Source organism: Hydrogenophaga sp. 2FB, assembly GCF_005503365.1.
Classification (GTDB): domain Bacteria; phylum Pseudomonadota; class Gammaproteobacteria; order Burkholderiales; family Burkholderiaceae_C; genus Hydrogenophaga.
In genome coordinates this window covers 29,542-42,580 of record NZ_SCML01000007.1, presented here as the reverse complement: position 1 = coordinate 42,580, position 13,039 = coordinate 29,542, and the positions used below count along the sequence as shown (strand labels likewise).

The 13,039-nt window shown below is 66.1% G+C and carries 12 protein-coding genes; 3 read left to right on the top strand and 9 right to left on the bottom strand.

The features are described 5' to 3' along the window. The first annotated feature begins 9 nt into the window (after positions 1-9). Positions 10-567 (top strand): hypothetical protein, encoded by a 558-nt coding sequence (locus FFS09_RS31505; RefSeq protein ID WP_137917978.1) that lies wholly within the window; start codon positions 10-12, stop codon positions 565-567. Position 568: 1 nt separating this feature from the next. Here the strand turns inward: FFS09_RS31505 and FFS09_RS06125 are convergent, their stop codons facing one another. The 5 genes from FFS09_RS06125 to FFS09_RS06105 are packed head-to-tail and all read right to left on the bottom strand — an operon-like array spanning position 569 to position 6,029. Continuing rightward, on the bottom strand, positions 569-1,051 hold the full coding sequence (locus FFS09_RS06125) for a SixA phosphatase family protein (protein ID WP_137917977.1): 483 nt from the start codon (positions 1,049-1,051) through the stop codon (positions 569-571). 20 nt (positions 1,052-1,071) lie between these two features. Next, positions 1,072-3,144 (bottom strand): polyphosphate kinase 1, encoded by a 2,073-nt coding sequence (gene ppk1, locus FFS09_RS06120; protein WP_137917976.1) that lies wholly within the window; start codon positions 3,142-3,144, stop codon positions 1,072-1,074. Positions 3,145-3,152: 8 nt separating this feature from the next. Continuing rightward, positions 3,153-4,250, bottom strand: coding sequence for a glycosyltransferase family 4 protein (locus FFS09_RS06115; RefSeq protein WP_137917975.1), 1,098 nt, complete (start codon positions 4,248-4,250; stop codon positions 3,153-3,155). A 31-nt stretch (positions 4,251-4,281) separates the two neighbouring features. Beyond that, on the bottom strand, positions 4,282-5,181 hold the full coding sequence (locus FFS09_RS06110; RefSeq protein WP_137917974.1) for a UDP-2,3-diacylglucosamine diphosphatase: 900 nt from the start codon (positions 5,179-5,181) through the stop codon (positions 4,282-4,284). Between the two features lie 2 nt (positions 5,182-5,183). After that, positions 5,184-6,029, bottom strand: a complete 846-nt coding sequence (locus FFS09_RS06105; RefSeq protein WP_137917973.1) for a GNAT family N-acetyltransferase — start codon at positions 6,027-6,029, stop codon at positions 5,184-5,186. Positions 6,030-6,190: 161 nt separating this feature from the next. Between FFS09_RS06105 and FFS09_RS06100 the strand changes: the two genes are divergently transcribed. Continuing rightward, positions 6,191-6,766 (top strand): DOMON-like domain-containing protein, encoded by a 576-nt coding sequence (locus FFS09_RS06100; protein WP_137917972.1) that lies wholly within the window; start codon positions 6,191-6,193, stop codon positions 6,764-6,766. An 11-nt stretch (positions 6,767-6,777) separates the two neighbouring features. Further along, positions 6,778-7,980, top strand: a complete 1,203-nt coding sequence (locus FFS09_RS06095) for an exo-beta-N-acetylmuramidase NamZ family protein (protein WP_137917971.1) — start codon at positions 6,778-6,780, stop codon at positions 7,978-7,980. A gap of 4 nt (positions 7,981-7,984) precedes the next feature. On the opposite strand, the gene glmM is transcribed toward FFS09_RS06095, so the two are convergent. The 4 genes from glmM to FFS09_RS06075 form a co-directional block, all read right to left on the bottom strand. After that, complete coding sequence (gene glmM, locus FFS09_RS06090) at positions 7,985-9,328, bottom strand: phosphoglucosamine mutase (protein ID WP_137917970.1); 1,344 nt, start codon at positions 9,326-9,328, stop codon at positions 7,985-7,987. A 45-nt stretch (positions 9,329-9,373) separates the two neighbouring features. Then, a complete protein-coding gene (gene folP, locus FFS09_RS06085; RefSeq protein ID WP_137917969.1) occupies positions 9,374-10,216 on the bottom strand; it encodes a dihydropteroate synthase in 843 nt (280 codons plus the stop codon). A gap of 83 nt (positions 10,217-10,299) precedes the next feature. After that, entirely contained in the window at positions 10,300-12,216 is a 1,917-nt protein-coding gene (gene ftsH, locus FFS09_RS06080; protein WP_137917968.1) for an ATP-dependent zinc metalloprotease FtsH, read from the bottom strand. Positions 12,217-12,331: 115 nt separating this feature from the next. Further along, positions 12,332-13,006, bottom strand: coding sequence for an RlmE family RNA methyltransferase (locus FFS09_RS06075; RefSeq protein ID WP_137917967.1), 675 nt, complete (start codon positions 13,004-13,006; stop codon positions 12,332-12,334). Between the last annotated feature and the right edge of the window lie 33 nt (positions 13,007-13,039).

Here is a 13,039-nt window from a genome sequence, read left to right as displayed (position 1 = left end):
AGCCCTTTCATGGCCAGTCAGAACAGCAAGATCAGCAACAAGAAACCCAAGCTGGTGCGCGACAGTTTCACGATTCCCAAAAACGAGTTCGCCGCGATCGATGCGCTCAAGACGCGCGCCATTGCACTGGGCACCAGCGTGAAGAAGAGCGAGTTGCTGCGCGCGGGGCTGATGGCACTGCAAAGCCTGACCGATGCCGCCTACAAGGCCGCCATCGCCGCCGTGCCAACACTCAAGACGGGCCGCCCTACCCTGGCGAGCACCAAGCCCGTGGTCAAGGCGCCAGCAAAAGCGCCCGCGAAAAAGCTGTTGAAGCCCGTGGTCAAGGCCGCCGTCAAGCCCGCGGCCCAACTTGCAGCAAAGCCTGTGGCCAAAGCAGCGGTGAAGCCCGTGGTCAAAACCGCCGTGAAGTCCACGGTCAAGCCCGTGGTGAAGACGGCAACCAAGGCCCCTGCAAAGCCTGCGAGCAAGGCAGTGGCCAAACCTGTCGCCAGGAAGGCCGCGCCTGCCACCAAGGTGGCCGCCAAGACCGCCGCCAAGCGCCCTACGGCAACTGCGGCTGCGTGATCTAGATCAATTCAGGTGTTTGCACCGTGACCAGAATCGTCTGGCCGGTGCCATCGCGTTCGCGGTGGCGCAGCCACCACACGGCACCCTTCTTCACCGAGCAATCCTCGTCCTTCAAGCCGAGCAGGCGCGACACCACCCGGCCCAGCGTGGGCTGATGGCCGACCACCACCACCGGTGATTTGCCTTTCGGCCACTGCACCAGCTCCAGCAGCGCGAGTGGGTCGCTGTTCGGTGACAGCTCCTCGCGCATCTTGAACTTGCGCCCCATGGCCAGCGCCGTCTGCTCGCAGCGCACCGCCGGGCTGCTCCAGATGCGCGCGCCGTCGGGTAACTGGCGATCGAGCCAACCTGCCATGCGCGCGGCCTGCTTTTCGCCGCGCGGTGTGAGCCGGCGCGCCAGGTCGGTCGCATCGCCGGGCAGGCCAGTCTGCACATCGGGGTGGTCGTGCGCCTCGGCATGCCGCCAGAGGATCAGGTCCATGGTTCGGTCCTCCGTCATGTTCATCCCTTGCCGCCGTAGCGGGCCATCAGACTGACCTGCGCCGAGTGCAGCACCGTGCCGGGCCGCTCCAGGGCACCCGCGGGCACATAGCGGCCATCGGGCTGCAGCAGCCAGGCGTCCTTGGTGTCGTGCATGTAGGCCAGCAGGCATTCTTCGATGAGGCGGTGGCGCAGCGCCGCGTCGGTCACGGGCCACGCGAGTTCGATGCGGCGCAGCATGTTGCGGTTCATCCAGTCGGCGCTGGAGAGCCACAGCTCTTCCACCTCGCCGGTGCGGAAATAGAACACCCGCGAATGCTCCAGCAGGCGGCCGATGACGGAGCGCACGCGCACGTTGTCGGTAAAGCCGGGCACCTGGGCCGGCAGGATGCAGGCGCCGCGCACGATCAGGTCGATCTTCACGCCCTGCTGCGAGGCCCCGGCCAGCGCGCGCGCCAGCGGCTCGTCGGTCAGCGCGTTCATCTTGAGGATGATCCGCGCGTCCTGCCCCGCCCGGGCTGCCGCGCCCGCCGCGTCCACCTTGTCGAGCATCGCCTTGTGCAGGTGGAAGGGCGCGATCATCGCCTTGTTGAGCTTGGGCAGGCGGTTCTGGCTGGCCAGGTGCAGGAAGATGTGTTCCAGGTCGGCGGTGAGCGCATCGTCGGCCGTGAGGTAGCTCAGGTCGGTGTAGAGGCGCGCGGTGCCGGGGTTGTAGTTGCCGGTGGAGATGTGCGCATAGCGGCGCAGGCCCTGGGCCTCGCGCCGCGTGACCAGCAGCATCTTGGCGTGTGTCTTCAGGCCCACCACGCCATACACCACCTGCGCGCCCACCGACTCCAGCCGCTCGGCGTAGTTGATGTTGGCCTCTTCGTCGAAGCGCGCCTTGAGCTCCACCACGGCCGTCACTTCCTTGCCCCGGCGCACGGCTTCGCGCAGCAGGTCCATGAGCTCGGATTTGGCGCCCGTGCGGTAGATGGTTTGCTTGATGGCCAGCACGTCCGGGTCTTCCACGGCTTCGCGCAGAAACGCGAGCACCGCATCAAAACTCTCGTAGGGCTGGTGGATCAGCACGTCGCCCTTTTTCAGCCGATCGAAGTACGACTCTCCGGGATGCAGCTGCACGGGCCAGCCGGCGTTGTAGGTCTCGAAGTGCAGCGAGGGCACGTCGACCTTGTCGATCAGCTGGTTGAGCCGCACCAGGTTGACCGGCCCGGACACGCGGTACAGGTCGTGCTCGACAAGGCCGAACTGCGCCAGCAGAAAGTTGGAAAGGTAGAGCGAGCAACCGGCCGACACCTCCAGCCGCAGGGCCTGGCCATAGTGGCGCTGCTGCAGGCCTTTGCGCAAGGCGGTGCGCAGGTTTTTCACCTCTTCCTCATCCACCGCGAGATCGGAGTGGCGGGTGACGCGGAACTGGGAAAACTCCGTGACCTGGCGCCCGGGGAACAGGTCGCTCAGGTGCGAGCGGATCAGGCTGGAGATGGAGACGAAGTGCGTCTGCCTGGATCCCTTGACCGGCGGCATGCGAAAGAAGCGCGGCAGGATGCGCGGCACCTTCACGATAGCGATCTCGTTCTCGCGGCCGAAGGCGTCCTTGCCGCTCAGGCGCACGATGAAGTTGAGCGACTTGTTCGCCACCTGCGGAAACGGGTGCGCGGGGTCCAGCCCCACGGGCATCAGCAGCGGTTGCACTTCCTTCACGAAGAAGTCCTTCACCCAGCGGCGCTGGCGCGGGTTGCGCTCGCCGTGGGAAATGATCTTGATGCCCTTCTTCTCCAGCAGGGGCAACAACTCGTCGTTGTAGATGGCGTACTGCTGCGCTACCAGCGCATGCACTTCCAGCGACAGCTGCTCGTAGGTCTGGGCGGTGTAGGGGCCGCGCTGTTCGTTGGCCCGGGCCGCGGTCAGGTGCGGGGCTACACGCACTTCGAAGAATTCGTCGAGGTTGCTCGACACGATGCTCAGGTAGCGCAGGCGCTCGAGCAAAGGCACGTCGGGCCGTCGCGCCCAGTCCATGACGCGCTCGTTGAAGGCGAGGATGCTGTGATCGCGATCGAGAAACAGGGTCTTCTGATAGGGGTTGTTGCCGCTCATGAAGGCGATTATTCAACGACCGGACAACTTTTGTGTGACAGCGTCTCTTTGCTGGAATGCGCAGCGCCCACACGGGGTCGCTGGCGGCGCGGACTGCCGAGCACGCTCAGGTGCGAGACGAACAACTCGGCCGCCCGGCCCCAGCCAAAGTGCAATGCGCGGTCGCGCGCTTCGTGGCGCTTGACCTTGAGCGCGTCCATCCAGGCTTCGTGCAGGTCTTCGCGCAAAGCGCCCGCGCGGCTCTCGCCGATCACCTGCAGCGGCCCGTCCACCGGGTAGGCGGCCACGGGCACACCGCAGGCCATGGCCTCGAGCATGACCAGGCCAAAGGTCTCGCTGCGGCTGGGGAACACGAACACGTCGGCGGCGGCATACACCTTGGCGAGCTCGTGGCGCGGCAGCACACCGAGCCAGTGCACGTTGGGGTAGCGCTGTTGCAACGTCGACGCCAGCGGCCCCACGCCACACACCACTTTGCTGCCCGGGACATCGAGGCTCAGGAAGGCGTCGATGTTCTTCTCGTAGGAAATTCGGCCCACGAAGAGGCTGACAGGACGCGCGAGCGGGCCCAGCATCGCGTAGGGGGTGGGTGGGTCCGTCAGCGAAAACAGGCGCGTGTCCACGCCGTGCGTCCAGGCACGCAGGTGGCGAAAGCCGCGCGCCTTGAGCATGTCGAGCACGCCATCGGTGGGCACCATCACGCCACTGCTGGGCCGGTGAAACCGGCGAAACAGCGCATAGCCCCACGACAGCGGAACACCCAGCGCGGCGTGCAGGATTTCCGGGAACTTGGTGTGAAAGGCGGTGGTGAAAGCGAGCTGGCGGCGCAGGCAATGGCGCCGCGCGGCCCAGCCCAGCGGGCCCTCGGTGGCGATGTGGATGGCATCCGGTTCGGCCGCGTCCATCAAGGCGCGCAAGCGGCGGCCGGGGAACAGCGCGATGTCGATACCCGCGTAACCGGGGCAAGGCCGCGTGCGGAACTGGCCCGGCTGGATCACCACCACCTCGTGGCCGAGGGCTTGCAGTTCGCGCACCAGCTCCACCAGGGTGGTCACCACACCATTGACCTGGGGTTGCCAGGCGTCGGTCACGATCAGTATCTTCATGCGGTGTCTCCCTGTGTTTGTTGTGTTCGATTCAAGACAGTTGGCGCTCGGCCCGCTCCTCGTGTGAGGGCACCGGTGCGACACCCTCGCCCCAGTGCACCAGTTCGAGCCGGCCGTCCATGTGCTCCACCAGGGCCGTCAGGCTCTCCACCCAGTCCCCGTCGTTGCAATACAGCGTGCCGTCGATGTGGCGCATCTCCGCGCGGTGGATGTGGCCGCAGACCACACCCTGGTAGCCGCGCGAGCGCGCTTCGGCGGCCACGGCGCGCTCGAAGTCGGTCACGTAGTTCAACGCGCTCTTGACCTTGTGCTTGAGGTATTGCGAGAGCGACCAGTACGGCAGGCCCAGTCGTGCGCGCAGCGAGTTCAGGTGCCGGTTCAGGCGCAGCGTGAGTTCGTAGGCGTTGTCGCCCAGGTAGGCCAGCCACTTGGCGCACTGGATCACACCGTCGAAGTGGTCGCCGTGCACCACCCACAGACGGCGGCCGTCCTCGGTGGTGTGCACGGCCTCGTTCGCCACCTCGATGCCACCGAAGTTGTGGCCGTCGAACTGGCGCGCGAACTCGTCGTGGTTGCCCGGCACGAACACCACGCGACAGCCCTTGCGCGAGCGGCGCAGCAGCTTCTGCACCACGTCGTTGTGCGCCTGCGGCCAATACCATTTGCGGCGCAGCTGCCAGCCGTCAATGATGTCGCCCACCAGGTACAGCGTGTGGCTGGGGTGGTGCTTGAGAAAGTCCAGCAGCGGACGGGCCTGGCATCCGGCGGTGCCCAGGTGCAGGTCGGAAATGAAAACGGCCCGGTAGCGGGCGCGTTCGGAGGGTTCGTGGGCATCGTCGTCACCGCCACCACCAGCGGCCCAGACGCCGTGCGCATCCGGCAGACCGGACTTGACCGCCCAGCCACCGAGAACGTCGAGCGCGGCGCGCATCTCTAGGCTCCCAGGAAGTGCTTGCGGTAACGCGCCGGCAAGTCCGAGATGCGCATGAGCATCGGCAGGTCGGCGGCGTTGAAGTCCGGGTCCCAGGCCGGTGGGCCGAGCACCTTGGCGCCCAGGCGCAGATAGCCTTTGATGAGCGCGGGCGGCTCCACATTCAGCGTGTCGTCCAGTTGATCCACCGGCAGCGGCAAGCGGGGCCGCACATGGAAGTCGATCGGCGCGAGGTGGTTTTCCTTCACCTGCCGCCAGATGCTGGCCGCCGCATGGCCGCCGCCCACGATGCCGTGTGGGCCTTCGTGTTGCATGGGGATGCTGGCGCAGCCGATCATGGTGTCGAGCCCGTTGCGCACCATGAACTCGGCTAGCGCACCCCACAGCGCCATGATCACGCCGCCATGGCGGTGATCGCGGTGCACGCAGCTGCGGCCCAGCTCCACCATGCGCTCGCGCACCTGGCGCAGGCGCGTAAGGTCGAACTCGGTGTCGCTGTAGGTGCTGCCCACACGTTGGGCCTGCGCGGGGGTGAGCACGCGGTAGGTGCCGATCACTTCGCGGCTGGTGGCATCGCGCACCAGCAGGTGTTCGCAGAAATCGTCGAACAGGTCCACGTCGTGGCCGGGCACCTGCTGCGGCAGGCGCGCACCCATTTCGTTGGCAAAGACATTGAATCTCAGGCGCTGCGCTTCACGAACCTCGTCCAGATGGCGCGCCCACGAGACATCGATGCCGCCGCTGGCAGCGGGCGCGGGCGTCGGTGTGAAAACCGGGCGGGGATGAAGTGACCCCCGTGGCAAGGCGACCGGCGAGAGGTCCAGCGTGGGGGTGGGCAGTTCTTTCATGGCATGCTCCTGAAGCAATGCGCCGCTCATGGGCGCCGAGGTAGATGAAGCTGTGGTCATGAACAGGCAGTGTGCGAACCGGGCATGTATCTCATGTGGCAATCGCATGAAGTTTTGGTGACAACCGGACGGGCCACGTCGGCCTGCCAGAATGCGGGGCTGTGAATCCCAGCTCTGCCCTTCTTCGCGCCCAGCTGCGCTGCCATCCCGCCACGCCGGTCGGTGTGGCCCTGTCACTCTCGGTGGAATTGCGTGCCCATGGCGAAGCCTTGCGGCTGCGCTACACGCTGAGCGGTGACACCGCGGCCTTGCGCATCCCGGCGCCGGCGGCCCCCACACCCACCGATGGCCTGTGGCAACACACCTGCTTCGAGGCCTTTGTGGCCGCAACCGGTGAGGCGGCCTACCGCGAATTCAATTTCTCACCATCGAGCCAATGGGCGGCCTACCGGTTCAGCGCGGAGCGCGAACGCGATAGCGCCGCCGAAGCGCGCGAGCCGGCGCTGCCGATGCCCCCTCCGTTGATCGACACCACACCCCGCGCGCTCACGCTCACCGCCCGCGTGCCCGTGACCGCCCTGCCCCGCAGCCCTTCGGTGCTCCACATCGGCTTGAGCGCCGTGATCGAGGAGCGCGACGGCCGCCTGAGCTACTGGGCGCTGCACCACCCGGGCGAACGCCCCGACTTCCACCATCCCGACGGCCGCGCCCTGCGGCTGGCCTCGCCCCTGAACTGACTGAAGACCCCATGCAATACGGCATCGAACGTTTCCTGCAAGACCCTGCCCTGCGCGCGCCGCTCAAAGGCCGCCGCGTCGCCCTGCTCGCCCACCCGGCTTCGGTCACGCGCGATCTCACGCATTCGCTGGACGCACTGGCCGCGTTGCCCGATGTGAAGCTCAGCGCGGCCTTCGGCCCGCAACATGGGCTGCGCGGTGACAAGCAGGACAACATGGTCGAGTCGCCGGACTTCAACGACCCGCGTCTGGGCATCCCGGTGTTCAGTCTCTACGGCACGGTGCGCCGCCCGACCGACGCCATGATGCAGAACTTCGACGTGCTGCTGGTCGACCTGCAGGATCTCGGCTGCCGCATCTACACCTTCATCACCACGCTGCGCTACGTGCTCGAGGCCGCCGCGAAACACGGCAAGGCGGTGTGGGTGCTCGACCGCCCCAATCCCGCGGGTCGCCCGGTCGAAGGCCTCACGCTGCGCGAAGGCTGGGAAAGCTTCGTGGGTGCCGGCCCCATGCCCATGCGCCACGGCATGACCATGGGCGAACTCGGCCACTGGTTCATCGCCACGCTGGGCTTGCAGGTGGAATACCGCGTGGTCACCATGAGCGGCTGGGCGCCCGAGGCAGCGCCCGGCTTTGGCTGGCCCGAAGGCCGCACCTGGGTGAACCCCAGCCCCAACGCGGCCAACCTGTCGATGGCGCGTGCGTATGCGGGCACCGTGATGCTCGAAGGCACCACGCTCAGCGAAGGCCGCGGCACCACGCGACCGCTGGAGCTGTTTGGCGCGCCCGGCATCGACACGCGCCAACTGATCGCCGACATGCAGCGCATCGCCCCGCAGTGGCTGCAAGGCTGCGTGTTGCGCGAGTGCTTCTTCGAGCCCACCTTCCACAAACACGTGGGGCAGCTCTGCGCCGGCGTGCAGATCCACGTGGAAGACCCCACGCACTACGACCACGCGGCTTTCAAGCCCTGGCGGCTGCAGGCGCTGGCATTCCGTGCCATTCGGCTGCAGTCACCCGACTACCCACTGTGGCGGGACTTCCCTTACGAGTACGAGCACGACCGCCTGGCGATCGACCTCATCAACGGCGGGCCGTTGTTGCGCGAGTGGGTGGACGACGTGTCGGCCGCGCCCGAGGTGCTGGAGAGCGCAGCGGCGGCCGATGAAGCGGCCTGGCTAGAAGCCCGCAGGCCGCACCTGCTCTACTGAGGGTTCAGGCCGGCACCTGCGCCTGCACGGCCGCCACGAGGCGTTCGGCGCATGCCTGGGCTTGCTGTGGATCGCGCGCCTCCACCATCACGCGCAACAGCGGTTCGGTGCCGCTGGCGCGGATCAACACCCGCCCGGTGTCGGCCAACTCGGCTTCCACCGCGCGCGTTTCCTCGGCCAGGAAGGTGTTGGTCTTCCAGTCCTGCCCGGGCTGCAGGCGCACGTTGATCAGCGTCTGCGGGAACAGCGTCACGCCGGCCAGCAGTTCGGCCATGGTCTTGCCCGTGTCCACGCACGCATGCAAGACCTGCAGCGCCGACACCAGCCCGTCGCCCGTGCTGTGGCGGTCCAGCACCAGCAAATGACCCGACCCCTCGCCCCCCAGCAACCAGCCTTGGCGCTCGAGTTCTTCGAGCACATAGCGGTCCCCGACCTTGGCGCGCACGAACTTCACGCCGCGCGACTTGAGCGCCACTTCGACCGCCATGTTCGTCATCAGCGTGCCCACCACACCGGGCACACTTTCGCCGCGCCCGATGCGCTCGGTCGCGATCAGGTACAGCAGCTCGTCGCCGTTGTACAGCCGCCCTTGCGCGTCGACCATCTGAAGGCGGTCGGCGTCACCATCCAGCGCGATGCCGTAGTGGGCGCCATGCGACTTCACCGCGTCCAGCAAAGCCTCGGGATGGGTCGCACCCACGCCCTTGTTGATGTTCAGTCCATCGGGCGAACACCCGATCTTGATGACCTCGGCACCCAACTCGTGGAACACGGCGGGCGCGATCTGGTAGGCCGCGCCGTTCGCGCCGTCCACCACGATCTTCAAGCCCTTGAGCGTGAGGTCGTGCGAGCAGGTGCTCTTGCAGAACTCGATGTAGCGCCCGGCGGCGTCGTCCAGCCGGCGCGATTTGCCAAGCTGGGCCGACTCCACCCAGACCGGTGGCTCCTCGAGCGCAGCCTCGACCGCCATCTCCCAGTCGTCGGGCAGCTTGGTGCCCAACGCGCTGAAGAACTTGATGCCGTTGTCGGCAAACGGGTTGTGGCTGGCCGAGATCACCACGCCCAGGTTGGCGCGCTGGGCCCGCGTGAGATAGGCCACGGCGGGCGTGGGCACGGGGCCGAGCAGCACCACGTCCACCCCGGCCGAGTTGAAGCCCGATTCGAGCGCCGATTCGAGCATGTAGCCGGAAATGCGGGTGTCCTTGCCGATCAGCACCGTGGGGTGCGCTTCGGTGCGCCGCAACACGCGCCCCACGGCATGCGCCAGGCGCAGCACAAAATCGGGCGTGATCGGGGCCTGCCCCACGGTGCCTCGAATGCCGTCGGTGCCAAAGTATTTGCGGGCCATGGTGTGTTTCTCCTCTTTTCTTGTCGTGATTGTTGTGGCCATCGATTATCGCGGGGCCACCTCGGCCTGCACGGCCTGCCACAGCTTGAGCGCGTCCACGGTGTCGCGCACGTCGTGCACCCGCACCACCCGCGCGCCACGGTCCACGGCCAGCAGGGCGGCGGCGGCGCTTGCCGCCGCACGGTCAACCGGCCGTTCGTGCCCGGTGACCACCCCCAGCGTCGACTTGCGCGACCAGCCCGCCAGCAATGCGAACCCCAACGGCAGCAACTCGGCCTGGCGCGCGAGCAGGCTCAGGTTCTGCGCCACCGTCTTGCCAAAGCCCACACCGGGGTCGAGCACGATGCGTTCACGCGCCACGCCACGCGCCATCAGGGCACTGGCATGCTCACGCAGGAAAGCGTTGACGTCGGGCAGCACGTCGCCATCCATCGGCGCCACCTGCATGGTCTGCGGGTCGCGGTGCATGTGCATCAGGCAAACGCCACAACGCGCGTGGGCCGCCACCACGTCCACCGCATCGCCCCGGCGCAGCGCCCAGATGTCGTTGACGATGTCCACGCCGACGTCCAGCGCCGCCCGCATCACCTCGGGCTTGTAGGTATCGATGGACAACGGCACGCCCAGCTTGGCGGCCTCGCGCAACACAGGCACCACGCGGGCCAGTTCCTCATCCAGTGGCACGGCCGGGCTGCCCGGCCGGGTGGACTCGCCACCAATGTCGAGGATGTGCGCGCCGTCCTTGAGCAAGGCTTCGCAATGGGCCAAGGCCGATGCGGTGCTCGCATGTTGCCCACCATCGGAGAACGAGTCGGGCGTGACGTTGACGATGCCCATGACGCGTGGGCTGGAGAGGTCGATGTCGAAACGGGAGGTCAGCCAATGCATGGGACGGTGAAGCCGAAAGGGATAGAAACAACAACGGGGCCGAAGCCCCGTGTGTGTGAACGAATGACCGTCTTGGGCCGCGCTCAGGCAGCCGAGGGAGAGGGGTCTGTCGACACCGCCGGCGTGCCGCCATCGCCACCACCGCCCACGGACGGGTTGCGCGGCGTCCAGTCCTTCGGCGGGCGCGGCGGCTTGCCGGCCATGATGTCGTCGATCTGGTCGGCATCGATGGTTTCCCATTCGAGCAAGGCGGTCGCCATGGCGTGCATCTTGTCGCTGTTCTGCTCGATCAGGTCGCGCGCCAGCTTGTACTGCGCGTCGATGATGCGACGCACTTCGGCGTCGACCTTCTGCATGGTCGATTCGCTCATGTTGGTGGTCTTGGTCACCGAACGGCCCAGGAACACTTCGCCTTCGTTTTCGGCATAGACCATCGGGCCCAGCGCGTCGGTCATGCCGTAGCGCATCACCATGTCGCGGGCGATCGTGGTCGCGCGCTCGAAATCGTTGGAAGCGCCGGTGGTCATCTGGTTCATGAACACTTCTTCGGCAATGCGGCCACCGAACAGCATGCTGATCTGGTTCAGCATGTAGTCCTTGTCGTAGCTGTAGCGGTCCTGCGCGGGCAGGCTCATGGTCACACCCAGCGCGCGGCCGCGCGGGATGATGGTGACCTTGTGCACCGGATCGCACTTGGGCAGCAGTTTGCCGATCAGCGCGTGGCCCGACTCGTGGTACGCCGTGTTTCGACGCTCTTCCTCGGGCATGACCATGCTCTTGCGCTCGGGGCCCATGAAGATCTTGTCCTTGGCCTTTTCGAAGTCCTGCATTTCCACCACGCGGGCGTTGCGGCGCGCGGCCATCAAGGCGGCTTCGTTGCACAGGTTGGCCAGGTCGGCACCGCTCATGCCGGGCGTGCCGCGCGCGATCACGCTGGCGTTCACGTCGGTGCCCAGCGGCACTTTGCGCATGTGCACGTTGAGGATCTGCTCGCGGCCGCGGATATCGGGCAGCGTCACATAGACCTGGCGGTCGAAACGGCCTGGGCGCAGCAAGGCGGCGTCCAGGATGTCGGGGCGGTTGGTGGCCGCAACCACGATCACGCCGAGGTTGGTTTCAAAGCCGTCCATCTCGACCAGCATCTGGTTGAGGGTCTGCTCGCGCTCGTCGTTGCCACCGCCCAGGCCAGCGCCACGCTGGCGGCCGACGGCGTCGATTTCATCGATGAAGATGATGCAGGGCGCGTTCTTCTTGGCGTTCTCGAACATGTCGCGCACGCGGGCCGCGCCCACGCCGACGAACATTTCCACGAAGTCGGAGCCCGAGATGCTGAAGAACGGCACCTTGGCTTCGCCCGCGATACCCTTGGCCAGCAGCGTCTTGCCGGTGCCGGGAGGCCCGACCAGCAACAGGCCGCGTGGAATGCGCCCCCCAAGCTTCTGGAACTTGGCCGGGTCCTTCAGGAAGTCCACGACCTCCTTCACTTCTTCCTTGGCCTCGTCACAGCCCGCCACGTCGGCGAACGTGACCGTGTTGTTGTTTTCATCGAGCATGCGGGCCTTGCTTTTGCCGAAGCTGAACGCCCCGCCTTTGCCGCCGCCCTGCATCTGTCGCATGAAGTAAATCCAGACGCCGATCAAGAGCAGCATGGGGCCCCAGCTGACCAGCAGCGTCATCAGCAACGAACTCTCTTCGCGCGGACGCACGTCGAATTTCACGTTGTTGTTGATCAGGTCACCGACCAGACCGCGGTCGAGGTAGGTGGCGGTGGTGCGCACGCGGCGATCGTCTTGCGTGACGGCCACGATCTCGGTGCCGCCCTGGCCTTCCTGGATGGTGGCGCTCTTGATGCGCTGGGCCTTGACCTCGTCAAGGAATTCGGAGTAGCCCATGTACCCCGACCCCGCGGCAGTGCGTGTGTCGAACTGCTTGAAGACGGTGAAAAGCACCATGGCGATAACCATCCACACGGCGATTTTCGAAAACCACTGGTTGTTCAAGTGCAGCTCCTGGAAGCAATAGTGACGACTGACATGCTCATATGTTGCCCATTCTAGGACTTTCAAGCGCCCATGCCCTTGTGCATGACAAAGGCATGACCATGAGGAATCGAGGTTATTTCACGGTCTTTTTCAGACCCATGCCAACCAGGAAGGTTTCCGACGATTTGTCACGGGACGCCTTGGGCTTGACCGTCTTCACCGCGCGGAAGGTGTCGCGAAAGAGCGCCACCATGGGGTCGTAAGCACCGCCATGGAAGAGTTTGACCACCAGGGCACCGTCGGGTTTGAGGTGATGAACGGCAAAATCCACCGCCAATTCCACCAGATCGGTGATGCGGGCGGCGTCGGTCATGCCGATGCCGGAGAGGTTGGGAGCCATGTCGGACACCACCACATCCACCTGTTCCACGCCGCGATCCACCAGCGATTGTTCGAGCTCGGCCAGCACCGCGGCCTCGCGGAAGTCGCCCTGAATGAAGTGCACGCCCTCCACCGCGTCCATCGGCAGCATGTCCAGCGCGACGATGGTGCCGTGCAGTTCGCCCACTGCCGCGCCCTGCGGGCTGAGGCGCCGGCGCAGGTATTGGCTCCAGGCGCCGGGCGTAGAGCCCAGGTCCACCACGCACTGCCCAGGCCGCACGAGGCCCAGCAATTCGTCGATTTCCTTGAGTTTGTAGGCGGCGCGGGCCCGGTAGCCGTCCTTCTTTGCCAGACGCACGTACGGGTCGTTGACGTGCTGGTTGAGCCAGGCCTTGTTGACCTTTTTGCTTTGGGTCTTGACTTTCATGCCCATATGGGTCGCCTGGGTTCTGTGTAAACG

What these genes read in the sequence shown, in the direction of transcription:
- FFS09_RS06115 (WP_137917975.1), bottom strand. Translation starts at nt 4,250, where the DNA reads ATGAAGATACTGATCGTGACCGACGCCTGGCAACCCCAGGTCAATGGT.
- folP (WP_137917969.1), bottom strand. Translation starts at nt 10,216, where the DNA reads ATGCATTGGCTGACCTCCCGTTTCGACATCGACCTCTCCAGCCCACGC.
- FFS09_RS06105 (WP_137917973.1), bottom strand. Translation starts at nt 6,029, where the DNA reads ATGAAAGAACTGCCCACCCCCACGCTGGACCTCTCGCCGGTCGCCTTG.
- FFS09_RS06110 (WP_137917974.1), bottom strand. Translation starts at nt 5,181, where the DNA reads ATGCGCGCCGCGCTCGACGTTCTCGGTGGCTGGGCGGTCAAGTCCGGT.
- FFS09_RS06125 (WP_137917977.1), bottom strand. Translation starts at nt 1,051, where the DNA reads ATGGACCTGATCCTCTGGCGGCATGCCGAGGCGCACGACCACCCCGAT.
- FFS09_RS31505 (WP_137917978.1), top strand. Translation starts at nt 10, where the DNA reads ATGGCCAGTCAGAACAGCAAGATCAGCAACAAGAAACCCAAGCTGGTG.
- FFS09_RS06075 (WP_137917967.1), bottom strand. Translation starts at nt 13,006, where the DNA reads ATGAAAGTCAAGACCCAAAGCAAAAAGGTCAACAAGGCCTGGCTCAAC.
- glmM (WP_137917970.1), bottom strand. Translation starts at nt 9,328, where the DNA reads ATGGCCCGCAAATACTTTGGCACCGACGGCATTCGAGGCACCGTGGGG.
- ppk1 (WP_137917976.1), bottom strand. Translation starts at nt 3,144, where the DNA reads ATGAGCGGCAACAACCCCTATCAGAAGACCCTGTTTCTCGATCGCGAT.
- FFS09_RS06095 (WP_137917971.1), top strand. Translation starts at nt 6,778, where the DNA reads ATGCAATACGGCATCGAACGTTTCCTGCAAGACCCTGCCCTGCGCGCG.